This is a genomic window from Paracoccus sp. (in: a-proteobacteria) (genome assembly GCF_039808215.1).
Taxonomy (GTDB): Bacteria; Pseudomonadota; Alphaproteobacteria; order Rhodobacterales; family Rhodobacteraceae; genus Paracoccus.
This window is the reverse complement of sequence record NZ_JBDHSP010000005.1, coordinates 91,563-113,578: the sequence shown is the minus strand read 5'-3', so window position 1 is coordinate 113,578 and position 22,016 is coordinate 91,563. Positions and strand designations below refer to the sequence as shown.

The 22,016-nt window shown below is 68.8% G+C and carries 23 protein-coding genes; 14 read left to right on the top strand and 9 right to left on the bottom strand.

The genetic code is table 11. The annotated features are described in order from the left end of the window. Nucleotides 1-66 precede the first annotated feature (66 nt). The 3 genes from WMK75_RS03660 to WMK75_RS03650 form a co-directional block, all read right to left on the bottom strand. On the bottom strand, nt 67-1,689 hold the full coding sequence (locus WMK75_RS03660) for a potassium transporter TrkG (protein WP_347266295.1): 1,623 nt from the start codon (nt 1,687-1,689) through the stop codon (nt 67-69). A 7-nt stretch (nt 1,690-1,696) separates the two neighbouring features. Then, nucleotides 1,697-3,073 carry a Trk system potassium transporter TrkA gene (gene trkA / locus WMK75_RS03655; protein WP_347266294.1) on the bottom strand — a complete coding sequence of 459 codons (1,377 nt, stop codon included), beginning with the start codon at nt 3,071-3,073 and terminating at the stop codon, nt 1,697-1,699. A gap of 118 nt (nt 3,074-3,191) precedes the next feature. Continuing rightward, nucleotides 3,192-4,508 (bottom strand): FliI/YscN family ATPase, encoded by a 1,317-nt coding sequence (locus WMK75_RS03650; protein WP_347266307.1) that lies wholly within the window; start codon nt 4,506-4,508, stop codon nt 3,192-3,194. 108 nt (nt 4,509-4,616) lie between these two features. Between WMK75_RS03650 and WMK75_RS03645 the strand changes: the two genes are divergently transcribed. The 10 genes from WMK75_RS03645 to WMK75_RS03600 are packed head-to-tail and all read left to right on the top strand — an operon-like array spanning nt 4,617 to nt 10,202. After that, complete coding sequence (locus WMK75_RS03645) at nt 4,617-5,006, top strand: FlgB family protein (protein ID WP_347266293.1); 390 nt, start codon at nt 4,617-4,619, stop codon at nt 5,004-5,006. Between the two features lie 11 nt (nt 5,007-5,017). Beyond that, nucleotides 5,018-5,410, top strand: a complete 393-nt coding sequence (flgC, locus tag WMK75_RS03640) for a flagellar basal body rod protein FlgC (RefSeq protein WP_347266292.1) — start codon at nt 5,018-5,020, stop codon at nt 5,408-5,410. Between the two features lie 11 nt (nt 5,411-5,421). Then, entirely contained in the window at nt 5,422-5,700 is a 279-nt protein-coding gene (locus WMK75_RS03635; protein WP_347266291.1) for a flagellar hook-basal body complex protein FliE, read from the top strand. Between the two features lie 10 nt (nt 5,701-5,710). After that, on the top strand, nt 5,711-5,977 hold the full coding sequence (locus WMK75_RS03630) for a flagellar biosynthetic protein FliQ (protein WP_347266290.1): 267 nt from the start codon (nt 5,711-5,713) through the stop codon (nt 5,975-5,977). Between the two features lie 3 nt (nt 5,978-5,980). Further along, entirely contained in the window at nt 5,981-6,697 is a 717-nt protein-coding gene (locus WMK75_RS03625) for a flagellar hook-basal body complex protein (protein ID WP_347266289.1), read from the top strand. 11 nt (nt 6,698-6,708) lie between these two features. After that, nucleotides 6,709-7,494: a flagellar basal-body rod protein FlgG gene (gene flgG, locus WMK75_RS03620; RefSeq protein ID WP_347266288.1), complete on the top strand. Its 786-nt coding sequence runs from the start codon at nt 6,709-6,711 to the stop codon at nt 7,492-7,494. Next, entirely contained in the window at nt 7,494-7,910 is a 417-nt protein-coding gene (gene flgA, locus WMK75_RS03615) for a flagellar basal body P-ring formation chaperone FlgA (protein ID WP_347266287.1), read from the top strand. Before flgG ends, flgA begins: the two co-directional genes overlap by 1 nt. Nucleotides 7,911-7,926: 16 nt before the next feature. Next, entirely contained in the window at nt 7,927-8,670 is a 744-nt protein-coding gene (gene flgH, locus WMK75_RS03610; protein ID WP_347266306.1) for a flagellar basal body L-ring protein FlgH, read from the top strand. Between the two features lie 8 nt (nt 8,671-8,678). Beyond that, nucleotides 8,679-9,209, top strand: a complete 531-nt coding sequence (locus tag WMK75_RS03605; protein ID WP_347266286.1) for a hypothetical protein — start codon at nt 8,679-8,681, stop codon at nt 9,207-9,209. Nucleotides 9,210-9,269: 60 nt separating this feature from the next. Then, a complete protein-coding gene (locus WMK75_RS03600) occupies nt 9,270-10,202 on the top strand; it encodes a glycosyltransferase (protein ID WP_347266285.1) in 933 nt (310 codons plus the stop codon). A 189-nt stretch (nt 10,203-10,391) separates the two neighbouring features. Here the strand turns inward: WMK75_RS03600 and rfbA are convergent, their stop codons facing one another. Genes rfbA through rfbC form a run of 4 tightly spaced genes read right to left on the bottom strand, consistent with a single transcriptional unit; the run spans nt 10,392 to nt 13,748 of the window. Continuing rightward, on the bottom strand, nt 10,392-11,288 hold the full coding sequence (gene rfbA / locus WMK75_RS03595) for a glucose-1-phosphate thymidylyltransferase RfbA (protein WP_347266284.1): 897 nt from the start codon (nt 11,286-11,288) through the stop codon (nt 10,392-10,394). Beyond that, a complete protein-coding gene (gene rfbD / locus WMK75_RS03590; RefSeq protein ID WP_347266283.1) occupies nt 11,285-12,136 on the bottom strand; it encodes a dTDP-4-dehydrorhamnose reductase in 852 nt (283 codons plus the stop codon). The genes rfbA and rfbD overlap by 4 nt, the downstream gene beginning before the upstream one ends. Beyond that, entirely contained in the window at nt 12,133-13,170 is a 1,038-nt protein-coding gene (gene rfbB / locus WMK75_RS03585; RefSeq protein ID WP_347266282.1) for a dTDP-glucose 4,6-dehydratase, read from the bottom strand. Before rfbB ends, rfbD begins: the two co-directional genes overlap by 4 nt. After that, on the bottom strand, nt 13,167-13,748 hold the full coding sequence (gene rfbC / locus WMK75_RS03580; RefSeq protein WP_347266281.1) for a dTDP-4-dehydrorhamnose 3,5-epimerase: 582 nt from the start codon (nt 13,746-13,748) through the stop codon (nt 13,167-13,169). Before rfbC ends, rfbB begins: the two co-directional genes overlap by 4 nt. A gap of 226 nt (nt 13,749-13,974) precedes the next feature. On the opposite strand from rfbC, the gene WMK75_RS03575 reads away from it, so the two are divergent. After that, a complete protein-coding gene (locus WMK75_RS03575) occupies nt 13,975-16,794 on the top strand; it encodes a calcium-binding protein (protein ID WP_347266280.1) in 2,820 nt (939 codons plus the stop codon). Here the strand turns inward: WMK75_RS03575 and WMK75_RS03570 are convergent. Next, the gene (locus WMK75_RS03570) at nt 16,791-17,543 is read right to left on the bottom strand and encodes an ABC transporter permease (RefSeq protein ID WP_347266279.1); all 753 of its coding nucleotides are present in this window, start codon (nt 17,541-17,543) and stop codon (nt 16,791-16,793) included. The genes WMK75_RS03575 and WMK75_RS03570 overlap by 4 nt on opposite strands. A gap of 147 nt (nt 17,544-17,690) precedes the next feature. Here WMK75_RS03570 and WMK75_RS03565 point away from each other — a divergent pair, with 147 nt between their 5' ends. Continuing rightward, nucleotides 17,691-19,166 (top strand): capsule biosynthesis protein, encoded by a 1,476-nt coding sequence (locus WMK75_RS03565; protein ID WP_347266278.1) that lies wholly within the window; start codon nt 17,691-17,693, stop codon nt 19,164-19,166. A gap of 3 nt (nt 19,167-19,169) precedes the next feature. Further along, on the top strand, nt 19,170-19,847 hold the full coding sequence (locus WMK75_RS03560) for an ABC transporter ATP-binding protein (protein WP_347266277.1): 678 nt from the start codon (nt 19,170-19,172) through the stop codon (nt 19,845-19,847). Here the strand turns inward: WMK75_RS03560 and WMK75_RS03555 are convergent. Further along, the gene (locus WMK75_RS03555) at nt 19,844-21,241 is read right to left on the bottom strand and encodes a phosphomannomutase (RefSeq protein ID WP_347266276.1); all 1,398 of its coding nucleotides are present in this window, start codon (nt 21,239-21,241) and stop codon (nt 19,844-19,846) included. The two genes, WMK75_RS03560 and WMK75_RS03555, sit on opposite strands and share 4 nt — an antisense overlap. A gap of 151 nt (nt 21,242-21,392) precedes the next feature. Between WMK75_RS03555 and WMK75_RS03550 the strand changes: the two genes are divergently transcribed. Beyond that, nucleotides 21,393-22,004 (top strand): GNAT family N-acetyltransferase, encoded by a 612-nt coding sequence (locus WMK75_RS03550; RefSeq protein ID WP_347266305.1) that lies wholly within the window; start codon nt 21,393-21,395, stop codon nt 22,002-22,004. The last annotated feature ends 12 nt before the right edge of the window (nt 22,005-22,016 follow it).

The window sequence follows — 22,016 nt, the reverse complement described above, 5'->3', positions numbered from 1 at the left end:
CTTATCGCTGATTTTCAAGACTTAGGCGAGGCCGGTTCACCTTGCAAGCGGCGCATGCAGCCAGGATCAGCGCCGCCAGGATTCGGGCGACAGCAGCGCGAGGATGGCCAGCGTCTCGACGCGGCCGGCGACCATGGTTCCGGCCAGGATCGCCTTGGTCAGCCCCGGCAGCCCGGCCCAGCCCTCCCACGGGGCGCCGGCCATGCCGGCCGAGCCCTGGAAGGCCGGCGCCAGCGGAATCACCCCGGCCAGCTGCCCGGTATTGGTCAGCGCCGCCACCGACAGGATGGTGGCGCTGTCGAACTCGATCTGCTGCAACGAGATCAGCATCACCACCACCGCGATGGAACTGGCAAACAGCATGAAGAAGATGAAGGCCAGATAGGCGCCCTCGCGCCGCAGCCGCCGCGCCAGCACACCGCCGCCGCCGACGGAACTCGGGTGGACCACGCGCTCGATCTCGCGCTGGCTGTGACGCGCCAGGGCATAGACGCGCAGCAGCTTGACGCCGCCCGCCGTGGTCGCCACCCCCCCGCCCATCATCGCCAGCCCGGCCAGCATCAGCCCGGGAGAGCTGATCCCCGACCAGTTGCGCGCGCCCTGCCATTCGCGCGAACTCCAGCCGGTGGTGGTCAGATAGCTGAGCGCGTTGAAGATGCCGCCCCAGGCCGCCGAGGCCGCGCTGTCCATGGTCTCGAGCATGCCGCGCGCGCCGCCCTGGGTCACGTCGATCGCACCCAGGAAATGGCGCAGGAACATCATCCCCGAGATCAGCGCCACCGCCCCGGCCGCCATCTGCAGTTCCGGATCGCCCCGCCAGCTCTCCGAGATGCGCAGCTCGTCCCCCCCGGGCCAGAAACGCCGCGACAGGGCCGGGATCAGGAACAGGAAGATCACCATCTCGCCGGCGATGCCGCTGCCCTGGCCCGCCGGGCCGTTCACCGGGCTGATGCCGCTGGTCGAGAGCGTGCCCAGCGCGCGGGTCAGCGCCACCAGCCCCTCCTCGCCCAGCATGAGCAGCACCACCCACATCAGCAGCGTCAGCCCGGCATAGACCGGCGCCACCGCCCGCCCGGCGCGCAGCAGCCGGTGCGCCGGGTCCGCCAGCTCGGCCTGGAAGGCCGGCGCCACCAGATGCGAGGTCATGCGCGGCAAGGCCGAGCCGCCGGGCAGGCGCTCGAATCGCTCGTCGCGGCCATAGGGCGCCGCCATCAGTTCGAACCCGCCGACGCGCAGCGGCGCCAGCAGCGCGATGGCCGCGACCAGCATGAACAGCCCCCCCAGCCAGCCCACCAGCGCCCGCCAGAGATGCAACGGCGGCGCCAGCAGTTCGGCCGCGTAAAGCGAGGCACCGGTGGTGGTCAGCGACGAGATCATCTCCCACCAGGCGTTCAGGAAGCCGGTGTCGGGCAGCGCCAGCGCGAAGGGCAGCGCCAGCATCGCCGGCAGCAGCACCATGGTGCCCAGCATGGTCATCAGCACGCTGCGCGCCCGCGGCCCCTCGGGCCGGCCGGCGGTCGCCAGCCCCACGAGCGCCACCAGCACCAGAAACAGCCCGGCCGCGCCCAGAAAGATCGCGCCGATGCGGTGGCTGTCAATGGCATGCGCGTAAAGCCCCGGCACCACCATGGCCACGGCCCCGATCCCGGCCAGGATGACGATCAGCGGCAGGCGGGACAGGATCTCCATGCCGGGCTCAGAAGAAATCGATCGAGACCTGCAGCAGGCTCTCGACCTCGGGGATATCCGAGGTCAGGGCAAAGATCACCACGATGTCGCCCTCCTCGATGCGCAGATCGCCCATGGGCTTGACGACGCGGCCGGCCTTCTGCACCGCACCCAGCAGCGCACCCTCGGGAAATTCGATGTCGCGGATGGCGCGGCCGCAGATCGGCGAGGTCGAGAGGACCTGCGCCTCGATCACCTCGGCCTCGGCATCGCCCACGGAATAGATGTCGCGCACTCGCCCGTGCCGGATATGGCGCAGGATGGTCGAGACGGTGGAGGCGCGCGGATTGATGAAGGCGTCGATGTCGAGCGTCTCCATCAGCGGCATCAGCGTCGGGTCGTTGACCAGCGAGATCGCCAGCCTTGCCCCCGCCTGCTTGGCGCGCACCGCAGCGAGGATATTGGTCTTGTCGTCGTCGGTGATCGCCAGCACCGCATCGGCGCGCGGCACCGCCGCCTCCTCGAGCAGCTCGGCCGAAAGCCCGTCGCCGTTCAGCACGATGGTGCGGTTGAGCGCGTCTGCCGCATCCTCGGCCCGGGCGCGGTTGCGCTCGATCAGCTTCACGCGCACGCGTTCGGGACGCGCCTCCAGCGCCTGGGCCACGGCCAGGCCGACATTGCCGGCGCCGATGATGACGATATGCTCCTGGCGCTCGCTCGCCTTGCCAAAGATTTCCAGTGTGCGCGCCATGTCCTCGGTGCGGGCAAAGACATAGGCCTGGTCGCCCTCGAACAGCTGGTCGCCCGGCTCGGGGGCGAACAGCCGCGCGCCGCGCCGCACCCCGGCCACCACGGCGCTGAGGCTGGTGAAGGTCTCGTTCAATTGCCGAAGCGGCGTGTTCAGCACCGGGCAATCGGCCTCGAGCAGGATGCCCAGCAGATGCAGCCGGCCCTCGAGAAAGGTCTCGGCATCGAAGGTCGAGGGCGCCGACAGCCGCTGCAGCGCCGAGCGCGCCACCTCGCGTTCGGGGCTGATCACCACGTCGATGGCCAGATGATCGGTGCGGTAGAGGTCGGAATAGATCGCGTCCAGATAGGCCGGGCTGCGCAGCCGGGCGATCTTGCGCGGCACCTGGAACACCGAATGCGCGATCTGGCAGGTGACCATGTTCACCTCGTCGGAATAGGTCGCGGCGATGATCAGGTCGGCGTCGCGCGCGCCGGCGCGGTCAAGCACATCGGGATGGCTGGCGAATCCGGTGACCCCCTGCACGTCCAGCGCATCGGTGGCGCGGCGCACCAGCTCGGCATTGTTGTCGATGACCGTGACATCGTTGCGCTCGCCCGAGAGATGCCTTGCGACATGCCAGCCGACCTGGCCCGCGCCGCAGATGATGATCTTCATTGCGCCTCCGGAAGATGCCCATGACCGGGCGCGATCCTAGCGCGGGACGCATGCGCCGCATACCGCGAAAATCGCCGGGCCAGAGGCTGCGGGCATGCGGAGAACGCGAGGCCCGCGCTTACGCTGCGCGGGCATCGGCCGGGCCGATCGCCTCGGCCAGCATGGCAAAACTCTGGCGCGCGTCCGGGCTTTTGCGGGTGAAGAAGGTGTCGAGCGCCGGGAAGAGGCGCACCGCCTCGTCAAGCCGCGGGTCCGAGCCCGGGGCATAAAGCCCGGCCCGGATCATCAGCTCCGATTCGGCATAGGTGCCGAGCAGGGCGCGCGCGCGCGCAATCAGCGCATTCTCGCCCGGGCTGGCCGCCTGCGGCAGCGCGCGCGAGACCGAGCGCAGCACGTCGACCGCCGGATAGCGCCCACGCTCGGCGATGGCGCGGTCAAGCACCACATGCCCGTCCAGCACGCCGCGCAGGATGTCGGCGACCGGCTCCTCCATGTCGGAACCGGCGACCAGCACGCTGAAGACCGCGGTGATGTCGCCGCTGCCCTCGGGTCCGGGGCCGGAACGCTCGGCCAGGGACATGATCAGATGCGCGGTCGAGGGCGGAAAGCCGCGGTAGCTGGGGCTTTCGCCGGCGGCCAGCGCGATCTCGCGGTGGGCCTCGGCGAAACGGGTGATCGAATCGGCCAGAAACAGCACATGCCGGCCCTGGTCGCGGAAATGTTCGGCCACGGTCATCGCCGCCCAGGCGCAACGCCGGCGCATCAAGGGCGATTGGTCCGAGGTCGCCGCGACCACGACCGAGCGCGCCATGCCCTGCTCGCCAAGGATTTCCTCGACGAATTCGCGCAGCTCACGCCCGCGCTCGCCCACCAGGGCGATGACCGCAACATCGGCGGCGACGCCGCAGGCCAGCGCCGAGAGCAGCGTCGACTTGCCGACGCCCGAGCCGGCGAACAGCCCCATGCGCTGGCCGCGCACCAGCGGCAACATGGTGTCCATGACCGCAAGCCCGGTGTCGAGTCGCGCCCCCAGCCGGTTTCGCGAGGCGGCCGGCGGCGGCGGCGCGCGAAAGCTGCGCCGGACCCCGCCCGCAGGCAGGTCGCGCCCGTCCAGCGGCCGCCCGAACGGATCGATGATGCGGCCGATCCAGGCATTGGAGGGCGCAAGTTCCGGCGCGAAGACCAGCTCGACTCCGGCGCCGATCGAGAGCCCGTCGATCGGCCCCTCGGGCAGGATGGCGGCGCTCTCGGCCTGCAGGCCCACGATCTCGCCGGCGAGGGGCTGGCCTGGGCGGCCGGTAAACACCACCCTGTCGCCCATGGCGGCATGGCCGTTCAGCCCCGCGGCCAGAATCAGCCCGCCCTCGACGGCGCTGACCTCTCCGAAATGGCGCGTCATGCGCAGACGCTGCATGCGCGCGACGATGGGCTGCATCCTGTCCATGGCGGTTTTCCTCTTTTTTCCTCGCCGGCGCCGGCTTCGAAACGGTTTTTAAACCAGTCGAGGTTAAGACCCGGTTTATCGGAACCAGGGAGTGCGCCGATGTTTGACCGGATCGAGACCTTGCGGATGGCGGGCGCGCTGACCGCCCATGCGGCCCAGCGCCAGAAGCTGATCGCCCGCAACGTCGCCAATGCGGACACGCCCGGCTTTCGCGCCCGCGATCTTGCCGGCTTTGCCGAGGGCTATCGGGCGGGGGCCGCGACAGGGATGCGGGCCTCGCGCCCGGGCCATCTTGTCGGGGCCGGCTGGGGCATGGGCGCGGGCCGGGACATGGAGACCGCCTCCGAGCCGGCGCCGAACGGCAATACCGTCTCGCTCGAGGAGGAAATGGTGCGCACCGCCGCCGCGAGGCGCGAGTTCGACCTGTCGCTGGCCGTCACCCGCGCCTCGCTGTCGCTGATCCGCACCAGCCTCGGGCGCCGCGCTTAGGGAGAGAGGACATGACCATTCCGGCTTCTGCCGTCGAGATTGCCGCCACCGGCATGCGCGCCCAGGCCGTCCGCCTGCGCCACATCTCGGAAAACATCGCCAATGTCGACACGCCCGGCTACCGCCGCAAGCTTGTCGCCTTCGAGGAGCAGATGGATTTCGCCCGCCCCCTGGGCGGCGTAAGCGCCGGTCCGGCGCGCCTTGACCGGCGCGAACTGCCCCGCATCCACGATCCCTCGCATCCGATGGCCGATGACGAGGGCTATTACCAGGGCTCGAACGTCGATCTGGTGGTCGAGATCGCCGACGCGAAAGAGGCCGGGCGCAGCTACGAGGCCAATCTGCGCGTCTTCGAACAATCCCGCCAGATGGGCAGCGCGCTGCTCGACCTGATTCGCCGCTAGGGAGGCAAGCCATGATTTCATCGACGATCGCCGCCACCGCCTATGACCGCGCCCGCAGCATGGTTGCCCCGGCCGAGGGCCGCGCCCAGGGCGTCTCCGCCGCCGCATCCGACTTTGCCAGGGTGATGGAGCAGGTGGACCTGTCCGCGACCGGCGCCATGACCGGCCGGACCGAGACGCATGAGCTGGTGCAAAGCATCGCCCAGGCCGAGATCGCGCTCGAGACCGCGGTCGCCATCCGCGACAAGGTGGTCGAGGCCTATCAGGAAATCCTGCGCATGCCGGTATAGGGGGCCCGCGATGGACGAGAATCTGATCTTCGACCTGACCCGCCAGGCGCTGTGGATCGCTGTGCGCATGTCGGCGCCGCTGCTGGTGGTGGCGCTGGTCACCGGCGTGGTCATCGGCCTGTTCCAGGCGCTGACCTCGGTGCAGGAGATGACGCTGACCTTCGTGCCCAAGATCGGGCTGATGCTGGTGGTGTTCTGGGTCTCGATGAGCTTCATGACCTCGACGCTGGCGAGCTTCTTCACCGACCAGATCCTGCCGCAGATCGCCGGGTCATAGGCCATGGACAACGCCATCTATGCGACGCTGACCCGCCAGTCCGGCCTGATGCGCGAGATGCGCACCGTCGCCAACAATATCGCCAATGCCAGCACCACCGGCTTCCGGCGCGAGGGCGTGATCTTCTCCGAATTCATGGTCTCGCTCGATCGTGGCGGCGAGACGCTGGCCATGGCCAATGGCCGCGGCCGCAGCCTCGACCTTGGTCCGGGCGGCATGATCCAGACCAACGGCAAATATGACCTTGCCATCGACGGCGAGGGTTTCCTGATGGTGCAGACGCCCGCGGGCAACCGCCTGACCCGCGCCGGCGCCTTCGCGACCAATGCCGAGGGCGTGCTGGTCAACCCCGACGGCCATGCGCTGCTGGACGACGGCCAGGCGCCGGTCGTGCTGCCCGCGGGGGTGCGCAGCGTCGGCATCGGGCTGGACGGCACGATCTCGGCCGATGGCAATCCGGTCGGGCGCATCGGCGTGTTCGCCGCCCCCGATCCGGCGAAGCTGCGGCTTGAGGCCGGGACGCTGATCGACCCGGGCGGCGCCGCCGAGCCGCAGGAGGATGCCCGGCTGCGCCAGGGCTTTCTCGAGGAATCGAACGTCGATCCGGTGATGGAGATCTCGCGCATGATCGAGGTGCAGCGCGCCTATGAACTGGGCCAGAGCTTTCTGGACCAGGAGGATCAGCGCATCCGCCAGGCCATCACCTCGCTCACCAGGTGAAAGGACAGCACATGAGAGCATTGCAAATCGCCGCCACCGGCATGAGCGCGCAGCAGATGCGCGTCGAGGTGATCTCGAACAACCTCGCCAACATGTCGACCACCGGCTACAACCCGCGCCGGGCCGAATTCGCCGACCTGCAATACCAGCAGGCGACGCGCCCCGGCACGCTGACCGCGACCAATGGCGCCATGGTGCCCGCGGGCGTGCAACTGGGCCTGGGCGTGCGCCCGGCCAGCGTCGCCGTGATGCTGGGCCAGGGGGCGCTGACGCAGACCAATGGCGACCTGGACCTCGCCATCGACGGCAGCGGCTATCTTGAGGTGACACTGCCCTCGGGCATCTCGGCCTATACCCGCGACGGCAGCCTGAAACGCTCGGCCGAGGGGCAGATCGTCACCTCCGAGGGCTATCCGCTGGTGCCTGACATCACCATTCCCGAGGGCGCGCGCAGCATCTCGATCAATGCCGGCGGCGAGGTCTTTGCCTATTTCAGCGACCGCGTCGAACCCGAGAACCTGGGCCAGATCACCCTGGCGACATTCGTGAACGAAAAGGGGCTCGAGGCGACCGGGGGCAACCTGTTTCTGGAGACCACCGCCTCGGGTGCGCCGCTGGTCGCCGCGCCGGGCCAGGAGGGGCTGGGCACGATCCGCGCCGGCTTTCTTGAGGAAAGCGCCGTCGATCCGGTGCGCGAGATCGCCGAGCTGATCAAGGCCCAGCGCGGATATGAGCTGAACTCGAAGGTCATCACCGCCGCCGACCAGATGCTGGCCACCACCGTGCAGGTGCGCTGATGAAATGGCTGGCGCTGATCCTGTCGCTGACGCCGGGCTGGGCCGGGGCCGGCACGCTGCTGGCCACACGCACCCTGCCCGCCGGCACCGTGCTGGCCGCGGCGGACGTGTCGCTCTCGGACGAAAGCGAGGGCGGGATTGACGACCCCGCGCAGGTCCTCGGCCAGCAGCTGCGGGTCATGGTCTATCAGGGCCGCCGCATCGACCCCTCTTATCTCAGCGCACCGACGCTGGTCGGGCGCAACCAGATCGTGACCCTCATCTATGAAAACGCCGCCCTGCGCATCGAGGCCGAGGGCCGGGCGCTTTCGGCCGGCAGCATCGGCCAGACCGTCCGCGTCATGAACAGCAGCTCGCGCGTGACCGTCTCGGGGCGCGTCGCCCCGGACGGCACCGTCGTCATCAGCCAGAACTGAGAGCCCCATGCCCAAGATGTCATCCTCCTGCCCCGCCAGCCTGATCGCTCTCGCGGCGCTTGTCCTGATGGCCGCCGCCTGCGGCCGCGCCTCGCAGATCGGCCAGGTCCCGAAAATGAGCCAGCCCGAGAACAGCGTCGAATTCCAGGCCATGGCCGCCACCGCCTATGGCGGCGAGCCCCTGCCCGAGCGGCCCGACAGCGCCGCCTCGCTGTGGACGACGCAGCCCGGCTCGCTGATCACCGACCGGCGCGCCGCCAGCCGCGGCGACATCCTGACCGTGGTGATCGAGATCGACGACCGGGCCGAGATCCAGAACAGCTCGGGCCGCAGCCGCAGCGCCGCCGACAAGGCCAGCATCCCGGCGATGGTCGGGCTGCCGCAGCGCATCGACGAATTGCTGCCCGACGGCGCCAGCATGGAGGAGATGGCCGAGGCAAAGGCCTCCTCGAGCTTCAAGGGCTCGGGCAATATCTCGCGGCGCGACAAGCTGACCCTGCGCGTGGCGGCGACGGTGATCGACCGGCTGCCCAACGGCGTGCTGCGCATCCAGGGCAGCCAGGAGGTGCGGGTGAACTATGAGGTGCGCGAGCTGACGGTCAGCGGCTTCGTGCGGCCCTCGGACATCGGCCGACGCAACGAGATCGCCTATGACCGCATCGCCGGGGCGCGCATTTCCTATGGCGGGCATGGCCAGATCAGCGACGTGCAGCAGCCGCGCTATGGCCAGCAGGTCGCCGATATCCTTCTGCCCTATTGAGGCCCGCAATGAAAAAGCTTCTGCTCGTGCTGCTGCCCCTGCTGGGCCTTGCCCTGGGCGCCGCCGGCGGCACCATGCTGCAGCCCGCAGCCACCGCGCCCAAAACCGGCCCCGAAACCGCCGCCTCCGGCGGGGCCGAGGCTGCGCCGGACGCCGGGCACGGGGCCGAGGCCGAGACCGCCGCCGCGGGCCATGGCGCGGATGACGGTGCCGGCGGCCTTGACTGGTTCAAGTTTCCCAACCAGTTCTTCGTGCCGATCCTGCGCAACGGCAGCGCCGATGCGGTGATGATCCTGTCGCTCGGGCTCGAGATCCGCGCCTCGGGCCGCACCGACATCGAATCCCAGGAACACCGGCTGCGCGACGCCCTGCTGAGCGCGCTGATGGCCGAGGCCAATACCGGCGCGTTCGACGGCAATTTCACCTCGGATGCCGCAATGCAGCGGCTGCGCGGCGCCCTGCTGGCGGCGGCCCGCAATGCCGCCGGTCCCTCGGTCGTGCGGGTGCTGGTCGAGGACATCGGCCGGCAGGCGCAATAGCCGCTTTCCGCCCGCCCGCGGCATCGGCTATAGACCCCGCAGATCCAAGCGGAGAGCCCGTTGCACCCGACCATCACCATCGTCCTCGCCTCGTGCAACGGCGCGCGCCACATCGGCACCCAGCTTGACAGCATCGCGGCGCAGACCGTGACGAACTGGCGGCTGCTGGTCAGCGATGACGGGTCGCGCGACGCCACGCGCCAGATCGTGCAGGACTTTGCCCGGGGCCGCGCCGCCGGCCAGGTCGAACTGATCGACGGCCCCTGCCGCGGCGCGACCGCCAATTTCCTGCACGCCACCCGCCATGCCGATCCCTCGGGCTGGCTGGCCTTTGCCGATCAGGACGACCAGTGGTTTCCCGAGCGGCTGCAGCGCGGCGTCGAATTCCTGGTGCAGCACCACGGCCCGGCCGTGCATGCCGCCCGAACCATGCTGGGCGATCAGGACCTGCGGCCGCTTGGCCCGGCGCCGCATTTGCGCGGCCCTTTCGGCTTTCGCAATGCGCTGATCCAGGCCTGCCTGCCAGGAAACACCATCCTGGCCAATGCCGAGGCCCTGCAGCTGCTGCAGGCGGGGGCGAAAGCGGCCGATGCGGCCGATGTCGTCGCGCATGACTGGTGGGCCTATCAGCTGCTGGCCGGGGCGGGGGCGCATATCCGCCGTGACCCGGCCCCGGCGCTGATCTATCGCCAGCATGGCCGGAACCTGATGGGGCGCAACGACACCTTCCGCGCCAGGGCGCTGCGGGCCATGATGCTGCATGACGGCCATTTTGCCGATTGGCTGGGGCGCAACCAGCGCGCGCTTGAGCCGATGGCCGGGCTGCTGCTGCCCGAAAACCGCGAACTGCTGCAGCGTTTCGGCCAGGCTCTGCGCGCCAGCGGCCCGCGCGCCTGCCGCGAGTTCATGCGCATGCGGCTTTACCGCCAGACCAGTGCGGGAACGCTGGCGGTGCTGGCGGCCGCGCTGGCCGGACGGTTGCGCCAGCGCTGAGCGGCGCCACAGCGCCGGGACGCGCGGGCGACGCCATGTCTGCCGACCGCAAGACCCGGCCGCATCGGCGCAAGACATCCCGGATTGCGGTCAGCGGGCCGACGCGCCCGGCGCCGCGCGGCCTCGTCCCGGTGCGACAGGAAAGATCCGATGCCCGCGCCCCGGGGCCGCCCGCAATCCCCGCCCGGATCAGGCCAGCAGCCTTGCCAGATACCTTCCGTAATCGTTCTTGGCGTATCTGGCGGCCTGTTCGCGCAACTCATCGGCGCTGATCCAGCCCTGGTCATAGGCGATTTCCTCGGGGCAGCCGGTTTGCAACCCCTGGCGCTGTTCCAGCGTGCGCACGAAATTGCCGGCGTCCAGCAGGCTTGCGTGTGTGCCCGTGTCGAGCCAGGCAAAGCCGCGGCCCATGCGCTCGACCGTCAGGCTGCCCTCGTGCAGATAGGTTTCCAGCAGCGTGGTGATCTCCAGCTCGCCCCGCGCCGAGGGGCGCACCTCTCGCGCCCGCGCCGGCGCCGTGCCGTCGAGAAAGTAAAGCCCGGTCACCGCATAATCCGAGGGCGGCACCTCGGGCTTTTCGACAATCTCCCGCGCCCGGCCCTCGGCGTCAAAGCCGACGACGCCGTAGCGCTCGGGGTCCGAGACGCGATAGCCGAAGACCGTGCCGCCGGCGGGGCGGCGGTCGGCGGCCGCAAGCAGCAAGGGCAGGCCGTGGCCGAAAAAGATGTTGTCGCCCAGCACCATGGCCGAAGGACTGCCGGCCAGGAAATCCTCGGCCAGCAGATAGGCCTGCGCCAGCCCGTCGGGCGAGGGCTGGACGATATATTCGAACCTCACCCCCCATTGGCTGCCATCGCCCATCAGGCGGCGGAACTGCGCCTGGTCCTCGGGCGTGGTGATCACCGCGATGTCGCGGATGCCGGCGAGCATCAGCACCGTGATCGGGTAATAGATCATCGGCTTGTCATAGATCGGCAAAAGCTGTTTCGACACGCCCATGGTGATCGGATAAAGCCGCGTGCCCGAGCCGCCGGCCAGGATGATGCCCTTGCGCTGGCCGGGCAGACTGGAAATGGCATTGGTCATGGATTCAACTCCTGCAATGTCTGGGCAAGACCGGCCTGCCAGTCGGGGCGGGCAAGGCCGAAGTCCTGCAAAATGGCGGCGCAATCCAGGCGGGAATTCGCCGGACGCCGGGCGGGGGTGGGATAGTCCGCGGTCGCAATGTCGGTGATGCGGCAGGCAAGCCCGGCCTGAGCCATGATCGCGCGCGCGAAATCCGCCCAGGTCACGTCGGGCGCCCCGGCAAAGTGATAGATGCCGGTGCGGTCCGCGCCCGCGCGCAGGGCATCCGTGATCTTCAGGCAGGCGGCGGCGATGGCGGCGGCGGGGGTCGGGCCGCCCCATTGGTCGGCGACGACGCGCAACTCCTCGCGCTCGGCGCCCAGTCGCAGCATGGTCTTGACGAAATTCGTCCCATGCGCCGAGAACACCCAGGAGGTGCGCAGTACCAGCCATTGCCCGCCGGCGGCCCTGATGCCCTGCTCGCCGGCCAGTTTGCTGGCGCCATAGACGCCCAGCGGCCCGGTCGGGTCGCTTTCCCGCCAGGGGCGTTCACCCGAGCCGTCGAAGACGTAATCGGTCGAGACATGGATGAAGGGCACGCCCAGCTCCGCCGCGGCCCGCGCCATGGCGGCGGGGGCCAGCGCGTTGACGGCATGGGCCAGGTCGGGCTCGGATTCGGCGCGGTCGACGGCGGTATGGGCGGCGGCATTGATCACCGCCGCCGGGCGCAGGGCGCGGATCGCCGCGGCGCAGGCACCGGCGTCAGTCAGATCGGCGCTTTCGCGCCCCAGGAACTGCGCCGCGGGGGCGATCCGGGCCAGTTCGGTCGCCAGCTGCCCGCTGCGGCCAAAGACCAGCAGTCCGCTCACGCCGCCCCCAGCCTTTGCCCGACGCCCTTTCGGCCGAGCAGCGGCTGCCACCAGACGGCATTGTCGAGATACCATGCGACGGTGCGCGCCAGCCCCTCCTCGACGGTGACCGAGGGGCGCCAGCCCAGCTCGTCGCGGATGCGGGTCGGGTCGATGGCATAGCGCCGGTCATGGCCGGGGCGGTCGGTGACGAAGGTGATCAAGCGGTCGTGCGGGGCGGCTTCGGGGCGCAGCCGGTCCATATGCGCGCAGATCACGCGCACGAGATCGATATTCTTGGCCTCGTTCTCGCCGCCGATATTGTAGCTGCGGCCGATCCGGCCCTTTTCCAGCACCAAAAGCAGCGCATCGGCGTGATCCTCGACATAAAGCCAGTCGCGCACATTGCCGCCATCGCCATAGACCGGGATCGGCCGGCCGTGCAGCGCATTCAGGATCACCACCGGCACCAGCTTTTCCGGGAAATGGAACGGCCCATAATTGTTCGAGCAATTGGTCAGCACCACCGGCAGGCCGTAGGTCTCGTGCCAGGCGCGCACCAGATGGTCCGAGGCCGCCTTGGAGGCCGAATAGGGGCTGCGCGGGTCATAGGGGGTATCCTCGGTGAACTGCCCCTCTTCCCCCAGCGAGCCGAAGACCTCATCGGTCGAGACGTGGTGAAAGCGGAAGCTCTCGGGCCGGTCCTGCCGGATCCAGTAGCGGCGCGCGGCCTCGAGCAGATTGTAGGTGCCGGTGATATTGGTGTCGATGAAATCGCCCGGCCCGTCGATCGAGCGGTCGACATGGCTTTCCGCCGCCAGATGCATGATCGCATCGGGCTGATGCGTGGCCAGCACGCGCTCCAGCGCCGCGGGATCGCGCAGATCGGCGTGTTCAAAGGCGTAAAGCGGGCTCTCGGCCACCGAGGCGACGTTTTCCAGGTTCGCCGCATAGGTCAGCGCATCGAGGTTCACCACCCGATGCCCGCGCGCCACCGCCAGCCGCACCACCGCCGAGCCGATGAAGCCCGCGCCGCCCGTTACCAGAATCTTCATCTTCCGTCCTCTTGTCCCTCTGCGCCCGCGAAGGTGAACGGGCTGTCGAAATCGCAAAGCCGCACCGCCGCGGCGTCCTTGCCCGACAGCAGCGGCGGCGCGCCCAGCCCCCAGTCGATGCCGGCGCTGTCCCAGGCCACCGCGCCATCGCATTCCGGCGCATAATGATCGGTGCATTTGTAGCAAATTTCCGTGTCCGGCTCGCGGGTGACGAAGCCGTGCAGAAAGCCGGCCGGGATCCACAACTGGCGGCCGTTGTCAAAGGACAGCTCGGCCCCGGTCCATCGCCCGTAACTTGGGCTGCCCTTGCGGATGTCGACCGCGACATCGAACAGCCGCCCGCGCCCGCAGCGCACCAGCTTGCCCTGGGCATGCGGCGGCGCCTGGAAGTGCAGGCCGCGCAAGGTGCCGGCAGCGGTCGAAAGCGAATGATTGTCCTGCACGAATTCCGGCAGGTCCAGCCCGGCGGCCAGCAATGTGCGCCGGTTCCAGCTTTCGGCAAAAAACCCGCGCGCATCGCCGTGCCGCGCTGGCGTCAGGATCAGGACCCCGGCCAGTGGGGTCTTCTCGATATTCATCGCTCATCGTCCAGAGTGGCGGCGCGGGTCAACGCGCCGGCAGGGAATCGTCGTGCCCGAAATCGGCCTTCGCGCCCAAACTATGGCCTCGGCCGATAAAATGCACGGGGAATAACGCGTGACTTGGAAGGCCTTGCAGGGACTTCCTTAAGCGATCGGAAATGGTTCCGAGTCACCGCCGCCACCACGTCAGCCAGCAGGCCGGCCAGCAGGGACGACAACCGCAATGCGTTACCGCCTCGTTGCGACCCATACCGGGACGGCCCTGCCCTTCGCCGCCGGGATCAGCGACCTGCGCACCCATGCCGGGGCCGGGGGGCTCGCGCTGTTCAGCCTGACGCAGCGCGGCGGCGGCATGACCGCCTATCGCATCACCGCCGCCGACCAGCCGATCATGATGGCGACCAGCCGGGCCTATGCGCCCGCGCTTTCCCATGCCGGCACGCCGCTTGCCAGCATCGTCGACCTGGGCGCCGGGCCGCTGCTGTTCGGCACCGGGCTGACCAACAGCCTGGGCGCCGGCATCGCCCTGGGTGCCGACGGCAGCTTTCTTGGCAGCGGCCAGCTGGCCGCTGCCGGGCTGGCCAGCGATGTCATCCGCATGGGCCAGTTCCAGACCCCGGCGGGCAGCTTTCTCTATACGGTGCGCGACGGGCAGACCGCCTTCGACATCTGGCGCATCGGCGCCGCGGGCGCGCTGGCGCATGTGACCCGCGCCGCCCTGCCCGCCGGCCCCGGCCTGCAGGGCGCCGAGATCGACGCCATGCAGCTGGCGCAGCTCGCCGACCGCAGCTTCATCGTCACCGCCTCGGCGCTGGGCAATTATGTCGCGGCGCAGATCGTCAATGCCGATGGCAGCGCCGGTGCCGCGCAGATGCTGTGGGCGCATGACGGCGTGGGCCTGAACCAGCCGCGCCACCTCGGCCTCGCCAGCGTGGCGGGCACGACCTATGTGGTGGTCGCCTCGGCGCAAAGCTCGTCGCTGACCACCATGCGCCTGACCTACGGGGGCGAGCTGATCCCCGTCGATCACGTCATCGACGAGCTGACCACCCGCTTCCAGCGCACCACCGCGCTGGAGACCGTGAGCATGGGCGGGCGCGCCTTTGTCTTTGTCGGCGGCGGCGACGACGGCATCAGCGTCTTCACCCTTACGCCCGAGGGCAAGCTCTTGCATCTGACCACACTGGCGGATGCCGACGACCGCAGCCTGGCGGATGTCTCGGCAATGTCGGCAGCGGTGATCGGCGGCAAGATCGCGCTGTTCGTCTCCTCGCACAGCGAGGCCGGCATCAGCCAGTTCGTGTTCGAGCCGGGCAGCATCGGCCTGACCGCCACCGTCGGCGCAGGCGATCAATATGGCACCGATGGCAGTGACATGATGATGGCCTCCTCGGGGACGGAATGGTTGTCGGGCGGCGCCGGAGACGACATCCTGATCGCCGGGGACCGCCCGCTGGCCATGGTCGGCGGCATGGGGGCCGACATCTTCGTGCCCAGCGCGGTGACCGGCCAGATCGTCATCCGCGACTTCGAGCCCGGGCAGGACCGCATCGACCTGTCCTTTCTGGGCATGTTGCGCAGCACCGCGCAGCTGCGATTCGTGCCGCAGGGCACCGGCATCAAGATTTCATTCGGAACCACGGAGATACGGGTTGTGACCAAGAACGGCACCACATTGCAGGCAAAGGATTTCGACAATTCGCTGATTCCGGTGGCGCATTACGCCGCCCCCAGCATGCGCACGAAGGTGCTGGGCACCGCCTTGGCCGACAGGCTGACCGCCTCGCGCCATGGCTCGAGCATCTATGGCTATGGCGGCAACGACATGCTGATCGGCGGCCTCGGCCGGGATCTGCTGATGGGCGGCGCCGGCCATGACACGCTGAACGGCGGGGATGCGAATGACAGCCTGGTGGGGGAGTTCGGCAACGACTTCCTGTCGGGCGGCGCCGGCAACGACATCCTCTACGGCGGGGGGGACCAGGATTCGCTTTACGGCGGCGCCGGTTTCGACACGCTGCACGGCGGCGACGGCAATGATTTTCTTTATGGCGACCTCGATGCCGACTATCTGTCGGATGCGGCGGGGCACAACACGCTGTCGGGCGGGGCGGGCAACGACACGCTGATCGCCGCCGCCGGCCATGACATCCTTTACGGCGGCGATCACAACGACCACATGCTGGCAGGCGCCGGCCATGACAGTCTTTACGGCGGCAGCGGCAATGATTCGCTGGATGGCGAGGCCGGCAACGACCTTCTCGACGGCGGCGACGGCAACGACACGGTCGCGGGCGGCAGCGGCAACGACATGATGCTGGGCGGCGACGGCAACGACCTGATGCGCGGCGGCGACGGCCATGACACGCTGAACGGCCAGACCGGCAACGATCTGATCCATGGCGACAGCGGCCATGACGTGCTGTTCGGCTGGCTGGGCAATGACACGCTGTTCGGCGGCGTCGGGTCGGACACGCTTTACGGCGACTGGGGCGACGACCTGCTGTTCGGCGGCGACGGCAACGACCCGATGCTGGGCGGAGAGGGCAACGACACGCTGCATGGCGAGGCCGGCGAGGATATCCTGCGCGGCGGCGAGGGCAATGATTCCGCCACCGGTGGGCTGGGCAACGACCTGATCTTTGGCGACGCCGGCAACGACCGCCTGTTCGGCCAGGAAGGCCACGATTCCATCGAGGGCGGGATGGGCGACGACCTGATCTCGGGCGGCGCGGGCAATGACACGCTGACCGGGGGCGCCGGCGCCGACATCTTCGTCTTTGCGATGGCGGATCTGGACGGCAGCACCGACGTGATCACCGATTACCAGCGGGCGTTTGACATGCTCGACCTGCGCGGGCTTGGGCTGAGCTTTGTCGGATATGACGCCTTCACCGCCGCGGGCCAGGCCCGGCTCGAGGTGCAGGGCAATGGCCATCGCCTGCTGGTCGACATGGACGGCGACCGCATGGCGGACCTGACCATCACGTTTGAGGGCACCAACACGCACGTCGGCATCGATACCGGGAGTTTCCTGTTCTAGCGCTCCAGCAGGTAACGATGCGTGCGCTCGAGCAACATCAGGCCGATGAACAGCAAGAACACCGCGAGGCCGATGACATAGCCCCGGCTGACATAGCTGGCCTCATAGGTCGGATAAAGCCCGCGCCGCATCAGCGCCACGCAATGGATCAGCGGGTTGAACCACAGCACCTCCTGCGCCTTCGTCGGCATCACCTCATAGAGAAAGAAGATCCCCGACATCAGGAACAGCGGCCGTGTCAGGATGCTCCAGACCCGTTCCCAGATCGGGAATGCCGTCATCAGATAGCAGTTCAGCGACCCCACGCCGACCGCGAGCAGCGTGACCAGCATGAGCGATTCGAGGATCGCCGCCATGTCGATCAGCACCGGCAGCTGGTAGATGATGAAGATCGCGCTCAGCACGATGCCGATGACCGCGGTATGGGTCAGCGCATTCAGCACCGTGCGCGCGATCATCGCGTCGATGAAGGTCACGCTGGGATAGGCCAGAAACGGGCGCGAGTAGCGGATCGAGGCCGCGACCTTGTGCGTCAGGTCGTTGAACATGGCAAATGGCAGAAAGCCGGACGCATAGAACAGCGCAAAGTTCGAGCCGATTCCGGGGCTTCTGAGCGCCATGCTGAAGATCACCGTCAGCAGGGCCACGCCCAGCACCGGCTCGAGCACCGCCCAGACATAACCCCCGGCCGAGCGGCCATAGGTGGTCGCCATCTCGCGCAGCATCAGCGCCACGACGATGCGCAGCATGCGAAACCGCGGGCCTTTGCGCAATGGCCGCTGGGCGCGGCGGGTTTCGCCTGAGATGTCGGACATGTGAACACAAATGCTGGCCTTGGGAACCGGCAATATGTAACAACTGCGCCGAAAAGGTAAACCAGCGAAAGCGTCCCTGCGGTGAGCACCCCCACTTCTTCGGCCGGCAGCAATGTCGGCCAACCCGCCCAGGCCCCTGGCGGGCAACAGGACGCGGCCGCCACGCCGAAACCCGCCGCAGCCGGGCCGGCCGCGACCGCGCGCCCCTTCCAGGGCAATCCGGCGATGACGCCGCCCGCTACTGCCCCGTCCCCGGCACCGGCGCCCGCAGCCGAGGCGCCTGCAGCCGCCACCCCTGTCGCGCCCACCTCGGCGCAACCGCCGGCGGTGCGCCCCGCTCCGGCGCAGCCGATCCCGGTCCGGCCGGTCGCCACCGCGGTGGTCAAGCCCGCCCCGGTCGTGCCGCCCACGCCGGTGCAGCCGATCCGCCCGACCGTGGCCATCGCCCAGCCGCGCCGCCGGCACTGGCTGATCCTGGTCTCGTTCCTGCTTCTGGTGGCGCTGCCCACGCTCGTATGGTCCTGGTATCTCTGGGCGCGGGCCTCGGACCAGTATGTCTCCAGCGTCGGATTTTCGGTGCGCACGGAACAGATGACGCCCTCGATGGACCTGCTGGGCGGGCTCATGCCCTTTACCGGCGGCGGCGGCGCCTCGGACACGGACGTGCTTTACGAATACATCCGCAGCCAGGACATGGTGGAAAGGATCGACGCCAAGCTGGACCTGCGCGCGCGCTTTTCCCGCGACTGGCCGCATGATTTCGTCTTTGCCTTCGACCCCTCGGGCCAGATCGAGGACCTGACCGATTACTGGCAGCGCCAGGTCAGGGTGCTTTACGACAACAGCACGCGGCTGATCACCCTCAATATCAGCGCCTTTTCCCCCGAGGACGCGCAGCTGATCGCGGCGGCGGTGTTTCAGGAAAGCTCGGACAAGATCAACGAACTGTCCTCGATCGCGCGTGACGATGCCACACGCCTGGCCAGCGAGGAACTGGACAAGATCCGCGAGGATCTGACCCGCACCCGCCAGGCGATGACCGCCTTCCGCATGGAGACGCAGATCGTCGATCCCGAGGCCGATCTTGCCGGCCAGATGGGCGTGCTGAGCGGGCTGCAGGCGCAGCTGGCCGAGGCTCTGGTCGCCCATGACCTGCTGATCGAGAACGCGCCGGCGACCGATCACCGCGTCACCCAGTCGCAACAGAAGATCGACGCCCTGCGCCGCCTGATCGACAGCGAGCGCTCCAAGTTCGGCGCCGGCGGCAAGGGTCCGGCCGGGGAAAGCTATGCCCAGCTGATGGCGGAATATGAAAAACTGGCGGTGGACCGCGAATTCGCCGAGGGCGCCTATCGCTCAGCCCGCATCGCCTATGAGACCGCGCTAGCCGAGGCCCGCCGGCAGTCGCGCTATCTGGCGGCGCATATCCAGCCCAAGGTGGCGCAAAGCTCGACCGAGCCGAACCGGCTGTGGTTGCTTTTCGTCGTCGCCGGCCTGCTGTTCACCGGCTGGTCGATCCTCGTGCTGATCTACTACAGCATCCGCGACCGCGGCTGAGCCATGATCCTGCTCGAGAATCTGACCAAGGTCTATCGGCTCAAGGGCCGGCAGACCGTGGTGGCGGACAGGTTGAACGCGGTGTTTCCGACCGGCGCCTCGGTGGCGCTGCTCGGGCGCAACGGTGCCGGCAAGTCCACGCTGCTGCGCATGATCGCCGGCACGGTCAAGCCGACCTCGGGCCGGGTGCTGTCGGACGGAAGCATCTCATGGCCGGTGGGCTTTGCCGGCAGCTTTCACCTTGAGCTGACCGGGGCGCAGAACGTGCGCTTCGTCGCCCGCATCTACGGCGTCGACACGGACGAGCTGGTGGATTACGTCGCCGATTTCGCCGATCTCGGGCAGCATTACCACCAGCCCTTCGGCAGCTATTCCTCGGGCATGCGCTCGCGGCTGGCGATGGGCACCAGCATGGGCATCCATTTCGACACCTATCTGGTCGATGAGGTCACCAGCGTCGGCGACGCCGATTTCCGCGCCAAGTCGCAGCGCGTGTTCAACGACCGCATGAGCACCGCGGGCGCCATCGTGGTCAGCCATTCCATGCCGATGGTGCGCAACATGTGCAACATGGGCGCGGTGCTGGATCACGGCCGGGTCAGCGTCTTTGAGGATCTCGAGGAAGCGATCGCCCTGCACGAGGCGATCCTGCGCGTGCCGCCCTCGGCGCAGCCCGGCTAGGCGCCGCCCTGCAACAGCGCCGCGATCTCATCGCGGCGCGCCGCGACCAGGCCGGCGTCGCCGCGCGATTCCACGTTCAGCCGCACCACCGGCTCGGTGTTCGATCGCCGCAGGTTGAAGCGCCAGTCGGCAAATTCCAGGCTGATGCCGTCGGTGTCGTCGCGCCCGGCTGCATCGGGGGCGAAACGCGCCAGCACGCGCGCGATCGCCGCCCCGGGATCGGCGAGGCGGAAGTTGATCTCGCCCGAGGAGGGAAAGGCCCGCATCCTGGCCGCCAGCAGCGCATCAAGGCCGCAACCCTTGCGCGAGAGCAGCTCCACCACCAGAAGCCAGGGCAGCATGCCGCTGTCGGCATGGTAAAAATCGCGGAAATAGTGATGCGCCGACATCTCGCCGCCATAGATCGCGCCGCTCTCGCGCATGGCGCGCTTGACGAAGGCATGACCGGTGCGGGCCTGCACCGCCTGCCCGCCCGCCGCCGCGATCACGTCGCGGGTGTTCAGCACCACGCGCGGGTCATGCACGATGCGCGCGCCCGGATGCCGTTCCAGAAAGGCCGCGGCCAGCAGCCCCACCACATACTCCCCGGGAATGAAATTCCCCTGCCCGTCGAAGAAGAAGCAGCGGTCGAAATCCCCGTCCCAGGCCAGGCCCAGATCGGCGCCATGCGCGCGCACCGCCTCGGCGGTCATCGGCTGGTTCTCGGGCAGCAGCGGGTTCGGGATGCCGTTCGGAAAGGCCGGGTCCGGGTCGTGGTTGATGCGGACAAAGCGCAGCGGCGCGCCGCGCCGCGCCAGTTCCGCGGCGATGGCGTCGAAGGTCGGCCCGGCGGTGCCGTTGCCGGCATTGACCAGCACCGTCATCGGCCGCAGCGCCGCGATGTCGATGAAGTCGACCAGAGCCGCGGCATAGCTGTCGCGCGCCCGGGCGAAATCGACCGTGCTGCCCCGGCGCGCGGATGGGACGAAATCGCCCGATTGTGCCAGCGCGGCGATGGCGGCGAAATCGCCCTCGGGGTCCAGCGGCGCCGCGCCGCGCCCGACCAGCTTCATGCCGTTGTAGTCGATCGGATTGTGCGAGGCGGTGACCTCGATGCCGCCGTCGGCGCCGGAATGGCCGGTGGCGAAATACATCTCCTCGGTGCCGGCAAGGCCGAGGTCGCGGACATTGGCGCCGCCCTCGTTCAGGCCGCGGATCAGCGCCGCCGCCAGTTCGGGCGAGCTGGCGCGGCAGTCGCGCCCGACGATCACCTCGCGCGCGGCCAGCACCTGGGCAAAGGCGCGGCCGATGCGCCAGGCGATGTCGGCATCCAGTTCGCTGCCCAGCCGGCCGCGCACGTCATAGGCCTTGAAACAGTCGATACGCCGCGCGGGCGCCCCTGCCGGAACACTCATTCCATCCCCCATTCTGCCCTGACGTGGCTATAGCAGCCGCAAGGCGATGGAAACAGCCGGTCGCGGCTGATGACCCGCGGCCCCGGTCGCGCTAGACTGGCAAGGGGGGGGGACGCCGATGGAAAAGCCGCAGCCCGATCACGCGGCGCCGATGCGCGCAGGAGCGGCGGCGGGTGGCGGCGCGATCCGCACCCGCATCCTGACCGGCGATGCCATCGCGCCGCTGCTGGACGAACTGGCGCGGCTGCGCATCACGGTATTTCGCGACTGGCCCTATCTTTACGACGGCGATCTGGATTACGAGCGCGAATACCTGCAATGCTGCCTCACGCCCGGGTCGGTGATGGTCGGCGCCTGGGACGGCGCGACGCTGGTCGGCGCCGCCACCGGCGCCCCGATGGAGGACCACGCCGAGGAATTCGCCCCGGCCTTCGCGCATCGGCCGGAAAAGCTGCACCAGATCTTCTATTGCGCGGAATCGGTGGTCCTGCCGCAATATCGCGGCAAGGGGCTGGCGCGGGCCTTTTTCGACGGGCGCGAGGCGCATGGCCGGCTCTTGGGGCGCCGCTTCAGCGCCTTTTGCCGGGTGCTGCGCCCCGAAAACCACCTGCTGCGGCCGCCGGGCTTTCAGCCGATGGATGCGTTCTGGCAGCGGCGCGGCTATCGCCCGCTGCCCGATGTCGATGCCGGCTTCGACTGGAAGGACATCGGCCAGAACGCGCCGACGCGCAAGCGGCTGCAGTTCTGGATGCGCAAGCTCTAGCGGCGCGGCTGA